The following is a 17,863-nucleotide window of genomic DNA, read 5'->3' as shown; positions in this document are numbered from 1 at the left end:
AAATAATCATTATGTTATAAGTTAAACATAATGATTATTTATTCAAATCTTAGTTTTGCGACAGCCCCCTACAGCACTGCACTTCAGAAGATAATTATAAAACCCTTGTCTTTTGATCTATAATTGGGCAATCATTTAGGTGAAAGTATGGAATTTAGCTTTTGACTTCAAGGCCGATTTAGATACTACTAAATAATAGCATAATTACAGATCTAAATAATATACTTCACGATTGAAGTCATAGGTAAGTGATATAGACTCCACCAACACTAAAGTATCGCTTACGTTAACTAACCTTCAAGACTTCAGTCTTGATAAGGTTGGGCTATCACCTACCCATAGTTTTAACTATGGTGTACGAAACATCCTATCTCTTTTGTTCCAATCCTTAACGTTTAGAAATCGGGAGATTTCTGATGATCTGTTGGACACGAATGTCGCTAACGCTTAACATTCGCGCCAGTGTCTTTCTACCCAATTCGTTGATTAGTTCTATCCTCGTTTTGTATTAAGAAATTGATTGAAAGCTAACCAAAACCTAGTTTATAGTGCGTTATTCCCCCTTCAATATTCTGTATGTTTCTATTTCTCCATATTTCTGAAAACCGAGCTTTGTATAAATAGGTTCTCCCATTTTAGAAGCATGAAGCACGGCAATTTTTGAACCATGACCTTTCGCTTCTTTTAGCAAATGCATCGTCATACTTTTACCAATGCCTTTTCCTCTCCCTTCGGGAAGCGTCCCAATCATGTGCAAGCCTGCATGATTTTCTGCATCAAAAAATACAATGCCGCAACCCAAACTTTTCTGATTTTCTTGATAAAGGAAAAGTCGTGTGGTTGAAGATTGTCTTACAATGGTATTGATCACCTTATGGTCTACTCTATAACCAAAAGATTTTGACGCAATCGCTGCAAATGCCTTCGCACCTTCTTCCGTTTTTACTTGTTGGATGTTTGGGGGAGTTGTAGCTTCAGCCGTAAAAGATTCCAACTCAAGGGCCATGTTTTGTTGCGTCATGAGTAACGCTAGGCCAGTATGACTCCGAAGGTCGTTCGATTTTGGAACCGTGAGCACCTCAGGGATATCCCCTTTTTTACAAAGATCTATGACTTTCGTTAATGCTGAGTCATGATCTTTTAAATCAAAAACTCTTTTGGGCCAGTCAGAGTCTTGCACTGCTACAGCAGTAAAATCCTCGGATGTAATGACTGTATTGTTGATGGTACCAATATGTTCCCAAAGTTCATACAGGTTATTTATGATGTAATTATCCATTGATTACTTATTTACTTTTCACCAAATTATGAAGTAAAGATGTGATCCATTCTTGCTCAGCATCATTTACCTCTTCAAAAAAATAATTCACTTCTGTGTTTGAAATGACAGCCGGAACTTCAAAACCTCCAAACTCCATCGATCTTTGCATTTTTAATAAAAGACTATATTGTGCAATCATCTTATAGGAGCTTGTCTTCCATAATTTCATTCTCACAATTTGAATATCCCTAATTCTTATTTCTTTTATTTTTGATCGAATAGGTCTGTTTTTGATGATTGAAAACGTCTTATTATCAATTAATAGAGTTTGTGATTCAAAAATAGGATTCATAACACCATATAACATTCCTAACCCAATAAACCAGAAAGGAATTGAAAATAATGCAAATAATATACTACCCTGAGTTGCCAGAAACGTCCACAAACTAACAAAACTTAGCCATAGAATAGGCATGATTAATTGTGGTATGACAGATAACGTAAATCCCTCTTTAGGATAATATATTTCTACTAAATCATCTTCAAACTTTCTCAATATCATTTTTGATTCTGAAGGTGGACGACCTACTGATTTCAATGAAAAACTATCTAACAAACTACTAGCCCTGTAAACGGAATTACAATGGTCGCACTTTGCTAAGTCCGTGATAATATTTACATTTTTTGCCGGGATCGCTGTATTACAATTAGTGCAAACTAGTTCCATATTCAAATTAGCAATAACGTTTCAACCTTATTTTATTAATAATCTATATCCACCATAAAGCTCCTAATTTTATATTTCTTTGGCGTTGCTTTAGAGAGTTTCTTTAACATTTTTTCCTCCTTATACTGATAATTTGAAAAACTAAATTCTACCGGTTTAATACTTGGGTATTTCTTGTCTCTCTCTTCTACAATCTTAGTAAAAATTGCATCAAAATCATTCAATCCTTGCTCCGAAAACCAAACACAATCTAACCACTCTGTATCAACAATAAAATTTTGAATACTATCATTGTATTTAGGTACATAACCTTTCATATTAGCAAAGAAAGATTTAAATATACCTCCCTTATACCCTGCAATAAGAACATAATCAAATTGTGATTGTATTGTGGAGTCCTTCAATGACTTGTAAAACATATCTAATGCTTCAGTAGAAAAAGAGGTAATACACAACCAATTTTCCTGATCATCTCTTTGATAATGTCCTGCAAATGTCTTCAACTCAGAGGCCAATGCATTACACCATTCTTCCAGTTCTTGTTTCCCATTGTCTTCATAATGTATTTTGTCCACCTTTATTTCAACATAGACTTTACTTTTCTTGTAAAAACCCTCTTCTACAAAATACTCCAAAATTCCTTTAAGTGTATTGGCATGAAGATAAGATAACGCGTTTTTGTTGTTCACTTTATTCTTATCCCACTCTGGGATATCGTGCATTACATAGGCGCCATCATTGGGATAAATTTTTCGAATGAGGTGATCTTTTGGAGGATAATGAGCATCCAATTCAATAGACATCGTAGGGTCAATGGAGTTAGAGATTTTGATTAAATCCTTAATATCCATCGCTGGTGTGGCTTTTGATTTAAAACCATTACCGTAGACCACACCATCTTTATTGATCCCCATTGGGTAATACCTCCACGAACTACTTCCGTGACCTATCACTTCCACTTTTATATTTTGGGTACCATTAATTGAATTGCATAGCTCATGAAAGGGTTGACACCTAACGTGATAATCTGCTATTGGAACCCTGCCTGGGCTCACAAAGGTTTCGTTAATTTTAATACAAGACATTGCTGAAAGTGAGATTAGCATTGATACAAAAAATATTCTCATCATAGTTGGCATTTTGATACTTTCGCATTGTAAACTACAATTATCCTTGACTATCAATTGACACCTCTGCAATCTTTAAAGACATTACTTCCAAGCTTCCTTCTTCTTCATTTTTTCCATTGCTGAAAAAACGAAGCAAAAAAAGCTAGGCTTAGAAGTCAAAAGCTAAATTCCATTCCTTGAACCTAAATGATTTTAAACTCGCTAAAGCTCAAACAGCAAAATCATTTTTAACGGCTTCATCCATGGAATTCTTAACGCTTTTCCCTTCAAGGCCGGGGGTAGAACTACCAAATGAATTGGGTAGCAAGACCACTGGCGCGAATGTTAAGCGAAAGCGACATTCGTGTCCTATAAATCATCAGAAATCTCCCGATTTCTAACTATCATAAATATTCAAAAGCTTAGTTTACAATGTAATTGAGTGTTTTCAATTATCTTATCCCAATTTTCTTTCCAATTGATTCACTAATAGGATAAAGTCGTTCTTTTGGAAGAAAACGTTTCACTTCTTTGTATTTTCCTGCTTTCCGCAATGCACTCATTTTTTTTACCAATGGAGTCATGTCAATGATCTCCGTGATCCATTCGTTGTTGTATCCTTCAATTAAAAACCTACTGATTCCTACTTGTATTGTTCTCTCTTGTAACTTCCCTCCTTTAAGGGTTCTTTCTGGGTCCCATTGTATGTGTACTTTTGCGTCTTTAAACAGCATGTCCCATTCGTAACCACTGCTATACACTTCCTTGTCGGGGTCCGTTAAAACGCCTAAAGAAAGGGCCTTTTCCCAACACTCTCTCTTAATTTTAATTCCTAATATATATTCTTGATTCGATTTACTTCCCCAATTGCTACGTTCCATTAACCACAAAAATGAGGGTTTGATCCAAGTCATTCGATGAAATGAAAATGGTTTTTCAAATTTCTGATGCTTAAGTGCGGGAAGTGCTATGTTTTTGTTATAAGCTTGATAAACCGTAATTGTATCTCTGTCAAATTCGGCTCTAATTTCCTGATATTTCATCAATTAATTTCTAAATACATTGTAAACTAATCTTGCTCTCTTTCTATGATTTTAAATAATCTGCTATTAATGATTTCTGACAAGTTCCAATTGTAAAGTTTAGCGTCGGTTGTATTATAAAATGCAACTACTACTGCATCTAGGTCCTTGTTGTATTCTGCAAAACTCTGATAACCGGGCACCCATCCACCATGTTCATATTCATAAATAGACGAATAGATTTCCTGTTCGCCAGGTGCAAACAAAGTCCCATTGTTCAATGCTCTGAGGAAAATACCTACATCTTCCGCCGTGGCTAACATACCGTGTTCGTCTTCTTTTAAATCAAACTCATAGCCTACATGATACCCACTCATTACGTCTTTTAATTCTACTTCACTTAAGGAACTAAAGGTATTTTGAAGTTTTAAAGGAGATAATATTTCATCTTGAATAAATTTAAAATTGCTATACCCCAGCTCATCATCCATTATTTTATTGATCAACATATAATTCGTGTTACAATACTCATAATCTTCACCTGGTGGAAAATGGGCTGGTTGATCTAAAATTAAAACAAGACTTTCTTCATAACTCTTTGTTGGGTTACTCCAAAAGTTGGGAGCATCTGTAAAATTCGGAATACCACTTCTATGCTGAATCATAAGCTTTAGCGTGATTTTGTCCGCATTTTCAATTCTCCCCACTAAAGAAGGTAAATAACCTGCCAATGTTTTATCTAAAGAAAGACGTCCATCACTCACTAATTTTGTCACGGCCACCGCATCGTAGAGCTTACTAATACTGGCAATTTTGAACAACGCATCGGGGCGAGCCGGTATCTGCTTTTCTCTGTTATGCCAACCTGACGCTAAATATTGAGGAGTGTGCCCCGCTTGGTCCACATAAACAACAACACCTTCAAATCCATGATCAACTGCTTGATCTAATTGCTCTTGCATGGTATTAGGCAATGGTAGTATCCATGCTTTCACTAAAAGCCATGGTACAAAAAATAAGGAAATGACCGTACCAAGTAGTAACGCTATTCTGATGATTTGTTTGGATTGTTTCTTATTCATAGGTATTTGAGGTTATATTAGCCTTTAGTTATGACAATTTACTTTTGATTGGTTTTCATAATTCCCTTATAAAAACTATCTAAAAACAGTGAATTATGGGTATCATCTTTATAAAGATCTGAAGTCAATTCAATATATTGATTACCTTCAAGTGCTTTTTTAAATTCTTCTATTTTCTCTTTGTGGAAAGCAGGAACTGGCTGATAAGTAAGATGTATTTTCGTTTGCTGATTATAATCTATTGCATTAAACCGCTTTACTACCTCACCGTTACTGTACCAAATAGAAGGGTCGTAAATATGAATCACTTCAAAAGGGTGTTCTAATGAGAGTAGATAGGCACCAAAATAACCTCCATAGGAATGACCAATCAATGTTTCATGTTGGTTGGTCGAATAGTTTTTGTTGACATCTGGAATCAACTCCTCTACCAAGTAATGGTAAAAGTTCATTCCACTACCTGAATTAGAGGTATTATACCAAGTTGAATCAACAGCTTCTCCATCATATTCAATTCTTGATTGGCTAAAAGTAAGGTCTTGCCCTCTTTTATTTTCCATTTCAACATGTGGAATTCCAACCACAATGGCATTCTGTATTTTTTTATTGGCTCCTAAATCAAATGAAATATGTCTGATTAAATCAAACCTCCATTCTGCATCAAAAACATAAATAACAGGATAACTGAGGGTATCTGTATAATGAAGGGGTAAACTCACCCAATACGCTCTCGTCTCATCAAGATGTTTTGAGTCTATCTTGTGTTGTAGTGTTTGATTCACACAAATAGTATCTTGTCCGTATAAATTGAAGCTGAAAATAAATAGCAATAGTATAATCAGTCTTTTTCGATACATTGAAGTTTGTATTTAAAAAGTAGGTATTTTTATTGAAGTCGGTCTGCTTCTAGCAGGATACAAATCCATCACCACTATGCAGGCTATACTAAGGTAAATATCTACTTTTAATTTACCGAATTAGGTACAAGAAAAAATCTGATTGGCGTAACATTATATACTATCTATATTGATCGTAGGGGTTGACTAAAGTCGATTGAGTAAAAAAATATTCTATACCGTTATTAGCAAGTTTGGTGAAAGTAATTGTATTTTTCTCCATCCCAATAGATTAAACCTCCTCCTACATCAAACTTAACTATTTCAATTGAGTCTGTTTTTAATTCCAAATTCGGACCTTCTTGTATTCCAGGTTCATTCGACCTAGTTGTATTTATAGTCCATTGATTCACCCAGTTCAAATCATCCCATTGATCTTCTTGATTAAAAACTTCTCCTGCACCAATAATAAAAAATTTGTTCGTATTTGGATGTAAAACTATAAAGCCTCGTTTATCGGTTGCTTTTTCTACAATTAAAACCGCGATATCATTAACCCCATCTCCATTAAAATCAGAAATCAAATAATGTGGTTGAATGTAACTTAGGGTTTTAAACCTTTGATTTATAGCATCATTTCCTTTGAAGCTTTTTTCAAATACCTCTACCAAATCATTCTCAGATTGAGCAAAAATTAATAATGGAAAAAAGGTGGTAAGTAAAGTGATTAAGAATTTCATTCTTGCCGTTGTTTTGTTTGCTTAGTGAAAGTGCTTTTGCAGATAGAATATTCGATTCTAAATTCCCTTATTAGTCGGAAATTTCATGCCATGTTTTTCATAAGAATGAGTAGTATCAAATCGTAAACTAAGTTTTCATTAAATAACATAAATCCTTTTATGAAGGATAAATGGTAATGTATTGTGGTCCGTGAGGACGTTTTAATAAAACGTCCCTACAGAACTGCATCTTAGAAGGTTATTATAAAACCTTTGTCTTTTAATCTGTAATCAGACAATCATTTTGTAGAAAGTCCACTGGCGCGAATGTTAAGCGATAGCGGCATTCGTGTCCTATAGATCAGTAGAAATCTCCCGATTTCTAAATAGTATAATAGTTAACAGTGTAGTAAAATCGAGAAAAGGAACAAGGCTGCCCCTTTTCTCTTGTTGGGTAAGGTTAGTTCACATTAATGTATTGGTTCTTTTTTGTATTGGTCAATACGTTCCATGGCTGCCTTTTCGTATTTACGTTGGAGTTGCCAGCGAGGTCTTGCCAATGTGGTTTCCCATTCGAAAAGCCTTTTGTATAAGTCTTTTACAATTTCGGGGTGTTCTGATGCCAAATTGTTGGTTTCTGAGATATCTTTTGAGAGGTCATACAATTCAGCAGGTCGATCTGGGTAACGGATAAGTTTCCAATCATCATGTCTTATGGCTCCTCTATTTTCCTTTTTCCAATATAATGTTTGATGGGGTTTGGCAGTGTTTTGCTTCGATAAATAAGGCAATAGATTTACACCGTCTACCCCTTCTAAATCTGAAGCATTACCTCCTCCAATAGTGTAGCAAAGTGGTAAGAGGTCTAACGTGCTTATGGGATGAGTGTATTCTTTATCAAATTTCTGACCTGGTACTTTTATAATGAAAGGAACTCTCACTCCTCCTTCAAGATGGCTTGCTTTGGTTCCACTTAGCGGGCTGTTGTATGAAGCGTTTCCATCTGTAGGACCTCCGTTATCATTGGTATAAATGATGACTGTATTGTCTGCTAATCCTTCTTTTTTGAGGTGATCGAAGACCATACCACAAGCTCGGTCCATAGCCCATGTCATTGCTGCTAGTTTTTTACGTTTTCCTTCTAACTCTGGAAATAGTGCAAGGTCTTCTTTTTTGGCGTGCATTGGTGCATGTACAGCATTGTAGGACAGAAATAAGAAGAAAGGCTCGTTTTTATTTTTGCTGATAAAATCAATGGTCTCCTTCGCAAATGCATCTGTGAGGTATTCGTCCGGCTCTTCGTAATTTTTGAAATTACGTTCCATGTTATTTTCTTCTCTAGGGTTTGGATTTTTAGCATTAAAACCCCAATAACTTCTAGCTCCTCCTCTGAAGCCATAGAAAAAATCAAAACCTCTTTTTAAGGGGTGAAAACGATCAGTGTTTCCCATATGCCATTTTCCAATGATACCTGTTGTATACCCCAATGTCTTCATGTGGTCTGCAATGGTTTTCTCTTCTAATGGAAGTCCCATTTCATCGTCTTCCAAGCAGTAGTTTTGCATGTAACCGGGTACATTGTTTTCTTCAAAACCAAAACGTTGTTGGTATTTACCGGTCAATAAGGCGGCTCTCGATGGACCACAAACGGCGCCAGCTACATAGGCTTGAGTACATACAGTTCCCTTCTTGGCTAAACGGTCCAAAACGGGTGTTTTCATAACGTTACTCCCTTGAAATCCAAAATCAGCGTAGCCTGCATCGTCTGATAGTATAATAATGATGTTTTGTGGTTTAGTCTTTTGGGCGTGAATAAAGCCACTGAACAGACATAAAAAAGTAATAAAGATTAGTCTTTTCATTTCAATATATTTTTTAAGTAGTACAATAGATTCAACATTTGAGTACTTGGACAAAATATGATTTTGATGCTGCAGCCATTCTATACCGATAGAAGTGTTTTGTAATAATTTTCTAAGGTGCATTTTTGTAGAGGTGTTGCATTGCAACGTCCTCGCGAACCACAAAACACCCATTTTCTCTCCCTAGTATAAATGAAAAAAAGGACCAAAAAATGGCCCTCTTTAATGGAATGAATAATGTGATCAAACATCTACAGTTTTCAACTGCAATTTTTCAATATATATTCGTACATCATGAACTAAGTTTTTGATCTCTTGGTAGTCAAAAGTGCCGTCAGCAGACTTTACAAATAACTGACCTCCGATCCCTACGCAATACGCTCCTGCATCAAACCATTCTTTCAAATTTTCGAAAGTTGGTTTTACGCCACCCGTGGGCATGATATTCGTCCATGGCATTGGAGCTTTTACGGCTTTGATGAAACCTGGTCCGCCAACTTGTGTCGCTGGAAAGACTTTAACGATTTCAGCACCCAACTCTTCTGCTTTGGAAATATCTGAAATGGTACCACAACCTGGGTTCCAAGCGACCTTTCTTCGATTACAGATTTTTGCCATTTCCTCGTTGACAATCGGAGAAACAACAAAATCGGCTCCTGTTTGAATGTAAAGTGCAGTGGTTGGTGCATCTACAATCGAGCCTATTCCTAATGCAAGTTCTGGAAGGAACTCGTTTCTGTAATCAATTAATTTTCTGAAGATTTCATGAGCATTGTCTCCTCTGTTGGTAAATTCAAATACTCTCACTCCACCTTCATAACATGCCTTTAAAATATTGATGCTCACTTCTACATCTTTGTGAAAGAAAACAGGTACAAAACCTGTTTCCTTCATTTTTAAGGCTACTTCTATTCTTGAAAATTTCATTATCTGACTATTTTTCCTGTTCCGTTGGTTGCTATAAAATGTTTTACTTCCTCTACAGAACAAATATTCTGATCTCCTTCAATTGTGTGTTTGATGGCTGATGCTGCAATCGCAAAATCAATCACTTCTTGTAGGGATTCAATGTTTCTTAAACCATAAATTAAAGCTGCCATAAAAGAGTCTCCCCCTCCTACTCTGTCTACAATGTGTGTAAGATCATATTGCTGACTTCTGTACACCTTCTGCCCATCATATAGTGCTCCACTCCAAGTATTATGATTGTTTGAGATCACACCCCTTGAAGTAAAAACTACAATCTTACAGTGTGGAAAACGTTGCATTATCTTGTCTCCTTCGATCTGAAAATGATAGTCTTCAATCGTATCATTTAAGACATCAACATCAGGGTGAGTACCTGACATCACATGATTGAATTCCATCAATTCCGGCATCACTTCTTCGGCAGATTTACCCCATTTCCAAAGGTTTCCTCTGAAATTATAATCCATCGAGATTTTTAAACCTCTTTGAGCCGCTTGTTCTAATCCTTCTAATAATGCTTCCTTGGCACCTTCAGAAACCGCCGGCGTAATCCCCGACCAGTGAAACCAATCAGCATCTTTGAAGATGGTGTCCCAATCCAGCATTCCTCTTTCGAGTGTAGCGGTAGAAGAATAAGCTCTATCATAAACTACTTTACTAGACCTTCCACATGAGCCATTTTCGTAATAATACAGCCCCATTCTTTCCCCTCCATAAAGTATGTCTGAGGTATCTACTCCAAAGCTATTCAAGTGACGTACTGCACTGAGTACCATATCATTTTTAGGCACTCTTGTGATGTATTTTATCTGCTCTCCAAACTGCCCTAAAGAAACTGCCACATTTGCTTCAGCTCCTCCAAAGTCAATATTCAAAGACTTAGTTTGCTGCAAACGCTGATTTCCTGGAGAGGATAAGCGAATTAAGAGTTCTCCAAAACTTACAATCTTCTTCATTTGTCTCTTTTTACTCCACTATTAATTTTTTTGAAATGACCTGTCCCTCCACTTTGGTTTGGATAAGATAGATGCCTGCTTTAAGCTGAGCCGTATTGATCTCCACTGCCTCTCCACTGAAAGGAATGATCTCAATTGTTTTTCCTGTAATGTCTGTCAATTTAATTTCCTCAATATTGAATTGACGCTTAAAACTCAACTGTACTTTTTCTGACTTACTCGGGTTAGGGTATAAAATAATTTGTTGCCCTAAATCTTCTGCATCAATACTTGTGGGTGGGGTTACATCTCCATCTCCTCTTTCAATCTCTGTACTGAAATTGAATACTCTCATATTCACACTACTGATATGACCGCCAGACTCTGGGAATTGAACAGTCACTACGTTGTTTTTCTCCAATAACTCGTAATCGATTGGCACTTCTACCATACCAAAAAACGATCTACGCTGTTCTTGAAGATCACCCATAATATTGTCATTGGTCACTAATTCTTTTCCGTTGATTTTCACAGTAGGTTTCAAAGAAAGACCATGTGCTCTACCCATACCAATTCTTAGTACTGCTTCGCCGTGTTCTACCAAATCCACATCCGTGAAGTTGAACGTCATTACATTCCCATCGATAGGTTGGTAATAAGTCGTTGCATAATATTTTGTTTCATCTGAAGTTTCGTCAATTACAAGGTCCGATTTCATTTCGTATCGGATCAGCATCATTGATTCTGATTGTAATTGTACTTCTGAAGGAAGCGTTGTAAAAGTTGTTTCTTCAATGGTTGGTGTTCCACTCTTGCTGTAAAGGTGTTGTACTTTTACGTTGTTCAAGTTGGCCTCATCAAAACCTTTTACATTTAACGCTACAGTTTGTTGTTGTCTTGTCAAATTATTGAGGACTACATACCCTACCGTTCCTTCTACATAAGCATCTGTTTGGATATCTACATTATCTGAAACATGGTCTACTCTTGTTCCGTTTACTTCGCTCCAGAAATCATAGAAATTTACTAGGCTAGAGTACACCCAAGTTCCGGTAAGACTCGTAGGTTCGTCTTCTCCTCTGAAAAGTCTCCAGTTATGAGGTACACCGTTTGCGGTTCCCCACGTTGCTTTTAATACAATAAAAGGTAAAGCTTTCGCGATATTATCTGCTCTGTCCATAAATGTCATCATCATGGAATTCAGTGAAGTGATATAATACCAATCTCTTGCAGGTGACCATTGTTGATTAGCCATTGAATGCACTTGACAACCATACTCTGAAACCAAAGTAGGTTTCACTACCCCAAACTTATCATAACTTGCATGATCCAACATATCTAAAGTAGCCTCAAGGTTACTTCCTTTACGCATTAGGCGTTTCCCTTGAAAAGTAGGCCAGTCGTATAAGTGAATCGACCAGAAGTCCATGTTTTCACCACTCATGTCCATAAACTTGTTCCATCGTTTTTCCCAACGTTGGAAATTGTCGTAATCAAAGTTCGGGAATGCAGTTGTGTAACCACCCACTTTCATATCCGGGTTCACCTTCTTGACTTCATGAGCTACAGTATTATGGAATTTGAAGATTTTTTCTAGTGCCTCATCCGTTTCTCCACAATCTTCACATCCAAAGATGCCATAAACCGGCTCATTGATTACCTCAAAATATTCTGGAAGTTTCTCTGTCCCTGATCCATGAAATTCTTTGATAAAATGGGCACAATATTCACCCGTGGCTGTACCAAACGGTTCCTCTTGAGTATCATTTTGAGAAAACGCCCAACCTGTTTTGGTCAGTGTACCATCAGGCCAAAAAGGGTGATGCTGAGTCGCCAAAATGTGTGATTTATTACGATCAGCATAATTGTACAGATCAGGTCTGTTGAGGTAATCATTTCTATATGTTTTACCTTTTTCTCTCAGATGATCTAGATCCACAAAACCTGGTCGGTTTGGATCTTCACGAAGTACTGCATTGATGTTGTAGGTAATGGTTCCGGTATTTCTACCAAAATAAACATCTTTGCCATTCATAAAATCATTCTTGATGTCTAATGGACGGGCATCACCATACCTTGTCCAGTCGTTCTCTCGAAGCCCTCCATGCACGCCAATAAACTTTTCTCTATTGAAAGTAGAAACCTCTCCAACGGTGTGTTTTACGTTGAGGTTTACCTCTACTTTTGTTGTTTGTGCGATGAGTATGAAGGGTAGTAAGTTTAGAATAGTAATAATAATAAATTTCATGTCGTGTATTTGCGTTATAAGTTAATTATGATTGAAGCCCTCTTTTGTTTTGTTTGCTGTTTGGAATAGATATTACTTTATAAACCATTGAATAATAGCTACTATTCGTAAAAGACTTCATAGAAAGTAATCAAATCTAGTTTACAATGTGGTGTCGGTAATAAATAGATATTTTATAGAATCCATCATCAACCCACTCTTTAATAGCGGGTTAATGATGGAGAATGAGTATGGATATTGCAATACAAAACCCATACATCACTTTGACTATCCACTATTCTTCTTTCGAATTATCTTGATGCTTTTGGCTGTTTTGCCGATTGCTCATTTTTGGCTGTATGAGAAGTTTTTCTCTTACCATGGAAACGTCTGATATGCTGGTAATTGTAGTTAGCATATTTGTGAGTTAGTCCCCATTCAAAAATTGCGAAAGGCTCATCACTATTTAAGCTTCTATTAAGACCCATGGCGTGTGGAGCACCTGGAATAACAGCTTGAATATTGAAATTGATACCATCATTAGCGTACTGCACTGTACCTTTTTCCGGTCCGTCTGTCGTGATCAACGACATGATACCGTCTTTGTGCTTGAAAACACAAATCTCATGACCTGAATTTGAAATCGGGTTGTAAGGTGATTTCACATATGGGCCTAACGGATTGTCTGCAATAGCTACACCATGACGGATCTGACGACCACCAAAAGTAATTTGCTCACCCATTTGCTCTCCTTTGTAATACAGATAAAATTTACCTTTGTAAGGAAGAATACAAGGGTCATGTACTTTATGACTATCAAAGTCTCCTTTCTTCTCAACCATAAAACGGTTTTGTTCCGTTCCTTTCCACACACCATTGTCCGCAGGACTTAAGATTGGATCTTCCAACTTTGTCCATGGGCCATACGGTGAATCAGCATAAGCTAAACCCACTTGGTTTTTCGTTCTTACATTATAAGGTGATTTGATTGTCTGATAACATAAGTAATATTTTCCTTCATGTTCCATCACTTCAGGAGTGAAAACCGAACGATCATCAAATGTTCCTTTTTTACCTCTACTCACTGACAAACCTTCTTCTTTCCAAGTCCATCCATCTACAGATGTGGCATGCCATATATCACAACGATCCCAAGGGAATACTTTTTCGTTTTCTACATCACCTCCAAAACCTTGCGTTTCTCCAACTGATTTTGAGTAATACACATGGTATTTTCCATCAATAAAAAGTAAAGCTGAAGGATCACGTCTAACGACTCCTTCTTCGTAAGCCAAGTCGCCTTTTAAGTCATGTACAGTAAACTGACCAAACCACTCATTCGTTAATGTATCAGGCCATGCCAATGCTCTTTTTGACGCAGCACTTAGATGATTTGGATCTGTAATCCCCAAGAAATCCAGCTTCTCTTTTGAGATGTCTACTTTATTTTCACTAACCCCTGAACGCGGGCCAGTTGGTTTTGTACAAGAAGAGGCGAGTACTGCACCGATCAATAATGATCCTGCAATATTTTTTACTAAATTCATTTCCGTATATATAATCTAATAATTCAATACTAATTGCGACAATTTAATAAGTTTACTGTGCTTCTCTTTAACCCACAACTTAAGATGTAGGCTAAAGATGAAGTAATAAACAATTTATTAAATCTTAAAACTTATTTCCGTTAAATAAGGCTATTACCAAAAGCGATTACTGTAATGCCCAGTACCATACAAGAAAGCCCCACGTAAAGAGATGTTTTGGCTTGTTTTGGAGCCTCCAACCATTCTTTTGTAATCAATCCTCCTACAATAGCAACACCCACTGATACCGTGTTGAAAATGGCATAACCGACTGTACCACCATTTTGACCTAATCTAAAAGCAGCATAAGCAAACAATGCTGAAGCAGCAAAGTTGAAGATACCCATTACGGTGGTCAAGATCGTGTTTCTTGGTAATTGAGGAGTTACGAAATTGCCCCAAAGGTTCTTCTTCGTTAACTGATAAATGAAATAAGTAGCGATTGATAATCCACCGAAAATGTAGATAATGTACATCACAACAATTGCACTTACCCACTCCGGATTTCCATTGGCTAAAACTGCATCTCTGATGACTCCACCACCTACTGTATTTGCATAATTAAAACCTGTAGCTAACAAACCACCTACTACTGCAATAGCGATACCTTTAATCATATTATCACTCTTCACCTCAGATTCCTTCTCACTTTCCTGTTGCTTTAAAAGTCCTGCTCGACCATTGCTCATTACTCCAAATAATACAATTACAATACCCAACATAATGGTACCGAAAACATGCATTTCTGGTATGCCATCAATCATAAATGGTATAAGTGAACCAATCAAAATAATGGTACCAATGAATAATGAAAAGCCTAAAGAAAGACCAATATAATTAATGGCTTTACCCCACATCATCACGCCAATTCCCCATAGGAAACTTGCTACACCCATCCCCAATAATACGCTATTTGGAATGGAACCTAATACTTCACCAAAGTTGTCCACCATAAAGTAGGCAGCAATATTTGGAATAATAAAGGTGTTGATCATGAAGAATAAACCCCATGTGTTTTCAAACTCAAATTCTTTTGTAAATTTTTCTGGTAAGGCATATAAGCCTAACATCAGTCCGGCAAAAACGGACCATAAAACTCCTTCAATCATGATGACAATATTTTGTTAGTTAATTAAATGAATAGATTGTAGTAGAGGTGTAAGGTTCCTCTGGTGTTGTAAATGCTTTAGGTGCTCCTTCGATGTTAGGACCGTTAGGATAGCGGTGCGTTTCACAACAGAAAGCTTTGTATCGTCCAAATTGATCACCGCTTTCTCTTTGCAGCTCATTGGAAGTAAAATAACCTGTATAGAATAACATCCCTGGCTCAGTAGTCGAAATTTCCAATGTTATTCCTGTTGCTTGATTTTCAAAAGCAGCCACATTTCTCAGTTGATCTTCTTCGTCAAATAAGAAATAATGCTCACAACCTGTTTCCAACTCCTCAAATACTTCTGCTAATGGCTTTCCTTCTTTCAAGTCCAATACTGTCCCCGCTACTTGTTCCACCTCACCAACAGGAACATTGGTTGGGTCTGCTTTTAAAAATTTATCTGCAAGGATTTTTGCGGTATGCCCTCCAATCGTTTCTTCAAAACCAGATAAATTAAAATAGGTATGATTGGTCAATGAAATTGGTGTTTTCTTATCCGTTGTAGCGTGATAAGCAATTTCAATATTATTATCGCTCGAAAGTGTAAAAGTGACTTCCACCACGATATTACCAGGAAAACCTTCTTCCATGTCTTCACTCTTTCGTTGGAAAGTAATACTGTCAGCTACTTCTGTACTTAACTCATTGACACATGACCAAAGTTGTTTGTCCAAACCCTTGATACCTCCGTGCAAGTGATTTGGGCCATCATTTGTTGCTAAAGTGTAGTCCACACCATCTATAGCAAACTTGCCATCTTTAATTCTTGATGCAAATCTCCCCACTGTACAACCAAAATAGGGTGCATTGGCTTTATAGGCTTCTGAAAAATAGCCTTCCAACTGATCAAACCCACAGGCTACTTCTGTTAAACCTCCTTCTTTATTGGGTACTTGAATGGAAGTTATAGTTGCTCCTAATGTCATAATCTTGACGCTCATTCCATTTTTGTTTTGCATTTCGTAGAGATGCACCTTGTACCCGTCGTGCACTCCAAATAATTTCTGTTTGATCATGTTGCTTGTACTTTGTGGTTGTTCAGTTAAGCTTCTCAAAACCTAATGCTGGATTTCAATTGCCAACTGCTTAATTCATTTCAATTCTGAGTTATAGTCGTATTGTGTCCAGTGTTGAGCCTTAGCGTCACTTGGAAAAGGTGAATTCCTATTTAAAAACACCTGTTTGATTTATCTTTTGATGAAGTACTAGGAAAAGAAAACAGGTGTTTCCTTTTCCTAGCATTTCAAATATATTATACCTGTTCAGTAACAGTTCCTGCCTCAAAAGAAGCGAGTTTTTCCCAGTCGAAAGTCACTCCCGTACCCGGCTCATCAGATGCTACAGCTCTGAAGTTTTCTACCACCAATGGGCGTGTAGTGTATTCATCAATCGGGAAGCTATGCACTTCCAACCATCCTGAATTTTCTTGAGAAGAAACAAGACTTACGTGTAGCTCTTGCATACCGTGAGAACATACTGGAATGTTGTTTTCTTTGGCTAATTTTGCCGCTCTCAACCATCCAGTAACACCACCACAGTTGGAAGCATCAGGCTGAACGAAAGAAAGTTTTGATTGCTCCATTGCGTATTCAAATTCATGAATAGTATGTAGGTTTTCACCCATTGCTAATGGCACTCCTGTTTTTTCGGTAATTTCTGCGTATCCTTTGTAGTTGTCAGGAATAATAGGCTCTTCAAACCATGTGATATTATAAGGTTTGAATCTTTCCGCACATTCAATGGCTTTTTCAATCGACATTGAATAGTTGGCATCCACCATAAAAGTGATATCATCACCAATGTATTCTCTTACCGCTTTGATTCTTTCTATATCTTCATCAAGGTTTTCTCTACCAATCTTGATCTTCACTGCACTGAAACCTTTGTCCATATACGACTGCATATTTTTCAAAAGTTTTTCAATTGGGAACATCAAGTCGATCCCTCCACAATAGGCTTTACATGTATTGTTAGCACCGCCAGCCATTTTCCAAAGTGGTTGGTTTGATGACTTTCCTTTGATATCCCAAAGTGCAATATCAATGGCCGAAATAGCGAATGACGCAATACCACCTCTTCCTACATAGTGAATGTGCCACTCCATAAAATCATAGATTTCATCAATCTGAGTTGCATCTTTTCCCACTAAAGCAGGACCTAAATCATAATCCAACATGGCTTTGATGGCTCTACCACCTTTACCACCTGTATAAGTATACCCTGTACCTTCCATACCATTTTCAAGTGTAATGGTAGAAGTCACTAATTCAAAGTGGGTATGATCTCCATGTTTGGCATCTGAAAGTACCTCAGGTAGAGGTACTTCAAATAGCCTGTTTTTAACACTAATTATTGTAGTCTCCATGTCCGTTGTC

Annotated in this window: 15 protein-coding genes; all 15 read right to left on the bottom strand. The window is 37.0% G+C overall.

All coding sequences use genetic code 11. The annotated features are described in order from the left end of the window. Positions 1-553: 553 nt before the first annotated feature. Entirely contained in the window at positions 554-1,279 is a 726-nt protein-coding gene (locus IC221_RS23560; RefSeq protein ID WP_188171298.1) for a GNAT family N-acetyltransferase, read from the bottom strand. Positions 1,280-1,286: 7 nt separating this feature from the next. Further along, entirely contained in the window at positions 1,287-1,988 is a 702-nt protein-coding gene (locus IC221_RS23555) for a hypothetical protein (RefSeq protein ID WP_188171297.1), read from the bottom strand. A gap of 35 nt (positions 1,989-2,023) precedes the next feature. Then, a complete protein-coding gene (locus IC221_RS23550) occupies positions 2,024-3,118 on the bottom strand; it encodes a hypothetical protein (RefSeq protein ID WP_188171296.1) in 1,095 nt (364 codons plus the stop codon). Between the two features lie 431 nt (positions 3,119-3,549). Next, positions 3,550-4,140: a DUF4291 domain-containing protein gene (locus IC221_RS23545; RefSeq protein WP_223241467.1), complete on the bottom strand. Its 591-nt coding sequence runs from the start codon at positions 4,138-4,140 to the stop codon at positions 3,550-3,552. A gap of 26 nt (positions 4,141-4,166) precedes the next feature. Beyond that, entirely contained in the window at positions 4,167-5,201 is a 1,035-nt protein-coding gene (locus IC221_RS23540) for a serine hydrolase (protein ID WP_188171294.1), read from the bottom strand. Positions 5,202-5,239: 38 nt separating this feature from the next. Then, on the bottom strand, positions 5,240-6,058 hold the full coding sequence (locus IC221_RS23535; RefSeq protein WP_188171293.1) for an alpha/beta hydrolase: 819 nt from the start codon (positions 6,056-6,058) through the stop codon (positions 5,240-5,242). 224 nt (positions 6,059-6,282) lie between these two features. Further along, positions 6,283-6,777, bottom strand: coding sequence for a hypothetical protein (locus IC221_RS23530; protein ID WP_188171292.1), 495 nt, complete (start codon positions 6,775-6,777; stop codon positions 6,283-6,285). Between the two features lie 449 nt (positions 6,778-7,226). Further along, the gene (locus IC221_RS23525; RefSeq protein WP_188171291.1) at positions 7,227-8,618 is read right to left on the bottom strand and encodes a sulfatase-like hydrolase/transferase; all 1,392 of its coding nucleotides are present in this window, start codon (positions 8,616-8,618) and stop codon (positions 7,227-7,229) included. Between the two features lie 243 nt (positions 8,619-8,861). Further along, the gene (locus tag IC221_RS23520; protein ID WP_223241466.1) at positions 8,862-9,545 is read right to left on the bottom strand and encodes a bifunctional 4-hydroxy-2-oxoglutarate aldolase/2-dehydro-3-deoxy-phosphogluconate aldolase; all 684 of its coding nucleotides are present in this window, start codon (positions 9,543-9,545) and stop codon (positions 8,862-8,864) included. Further along, the gene (locus IC221_RS23515; protein ID WP_188171290.1) at positions 9,545-10,543 is read right to left on the bottom strand and encodes a sugar kinase; all 999 of its coding nucleotides are present in this window, start codon (positions 10,541-10,543) and stop codon (positions 9,545-9,547) included. The genes IC221_RS23520 and IC221_RS23515 overlap by 1 nt, the downstream gene beginning before the upstream one ends. A 10-nt stretch (positions 10,544-10,553) precedes the next feature. Further along, a complete protein-coding gene (locus tag IC221_RS23510; protein WP_188171289.1) occupies positions 10,554-12,770 on the bottom strand; it encodes a T9SS type A sorting domain-containing protein in 2,217 nt (738 codons plus the stop codon). Between the two features lie 290 nt (positions 12,771-13,060). Continuing rightward, positions 13,061-14,296 (bottom strand): family 43 glycosylhydrolase, encoded by a 1,236-nt coding sequence (locus tag IC221_RS23505; RefSeq protein WP_188171288.1) that lies wholly within the window; start codon positions 14,294-14,296, stop codon positions 13,061-13,063. 140 nt (positions 14,297-14,436) lie between these two features. Continuing rightward, positions 14,437-15,444, bottom strand: a complete 1,008-nt coding sequence (locus IC221_RS23500; protein WP_188171287.1) for an L-rhamnose/proton symporter RhaT — start codon at positions 15,442-15,444, stop codon at positions 14,437-14,439. Between the two features lie 19 nt (positions 15,445-15,463). Further along, the gene (locus IC221_RS23495; RefSeq protein ID WP_188171286.1) at positions 15,464-16,504 is read right to left on the bottom strand and encodes an aldose epimerase family protein; all 1,041 of its coding nucleotides are present in this window, start codon (positions 16,502-16,504) and stop codon (positions 15,464-15,466) included. 236 nt (positions 16,505-16,740) lie between these two features. Beyond that, positions 16,741-17,853, bottom strand: coding sequence for a mandelate racemase/muconate lactonizing enzyme family protein (locus IC221_RS23490; RefSeq protein ID WP_188171285.1), 1,113 nt, complete (start codon positions 17,851-17,853; stop codon positions 16,741-16,743). Positions 17,854-17,863 lie beyond the last annotated feature (10 nt).

The organism is Flammeovirga sp. EKP202 (assembly GCF_014534745.1).
GTDB lineage: Bacteria > Bacteroidota > Bacteroidia > Cytophagales > Flammeovirgaceae > Flammeovirga.
Note: the sequence above shows the minus strand (reverse complement) of the source record. Positions and strands in the feature narration are given on the sequence as shown.

Coding starts and splice junctions, on each gene's coding strand:
- IC221_RS23550 (WP_188171296.1), bottom strand. CDS start 3,118: ATGATGAGAATATTTTTTGTATCAATGCTAATCTCACTTTCAGCAATG.
- IC221_RS23490 (WP_188171285.1), bottom strand. CDS start 17,853: ATGGAGACTACAATAATTAGTGTTAAAAACAGGCTATTTGAAGTACCT.
- IC221_RS23520 (WP_223241466.1), bottom strand. CDS start 9,545: ATGAAATTTTCAAGAATAGAAGTAGCCTTAAAAATGAAGGAAACAGGT.
- IC221_RS23535 (WP_188171293.1), bottom strand. CDS start 6,058: ATGTATCGAAAAAGACTGATTATACTATTGCTATTTATTTTCAGCTTC.
- IC221_RS23525 (WP_188171291.1), bottom strand. CDS start 8,618: ATGAAAAGACTAATCTTTATTACTTTTTTATGTCTGTTCAGTGGCTTT.
- IC221_RS23545 (WP_223241467.1), bottom strand. CDS start 4,140: ATGAAATATCAGGAAATTAGAGCCGAATTTGACAGAGATACAATTACG.
- IC221_RS23560 (WP_188171298.1), bottom strand. CDS start 1,279: ATGGATAATTACATCATAAATAACCTGTATGAACTTTGGGAACATATT.
- IC221_RS23515 (WP_188171290.1), bottom strand. CDS start 10,543: ATGAAGAAGATTGTAAGTTTTGGAGAACTCTTAATTCGCTTATCCTCT.
- IC221_RS23500 (WP_188171287.1), bottom strand. CDS start 15,444: ATGATTGAAGGAGTTTTATGGTCCGTTTTTGCCGGACTGATGTTAGGC.
- IC221_RS23495 (WP_188171286.1), bottom strand. CDS start 16,504: ATGATCAAACAGAAATTATTTGGAGTGCACGACGGGTACAAGGTGCAT.
- IC221_RS23555 (WP_188171297.1), bottom strand. CDS start 1,988: ATGGAACTAGTTTGCACTAATTGTAATACAGCGATCCCGGCAAAAAAT.
- IC221_RS23505 (WP_188171288.1), bottom strand. CDS start 14,296: ATGAATTTAGTAAAAAATATTGCAGGATCATTATTGATCGGTGCAGTA.
- IC221_RS23510 (WP_188171289.1), bottom strand. CDS start 12,770: ATGAAATTTATTATTATTACTATTCTAAACTTACTACCCTTCATACTC.
- IC221_RS23530 (WP_188171292.1), bottom strand. CDS start 6,777: ATGAAATTCTTAATCACTTTACTTACCACCTTTTTTCCATTATTAATT.
- IC221_RS23540 (WP_188171294.1), bottom strand. CDS start 5,201: ATGAATAAGAAACAATCCAAACAAATCATCAGAATAGCGTTACTACTT.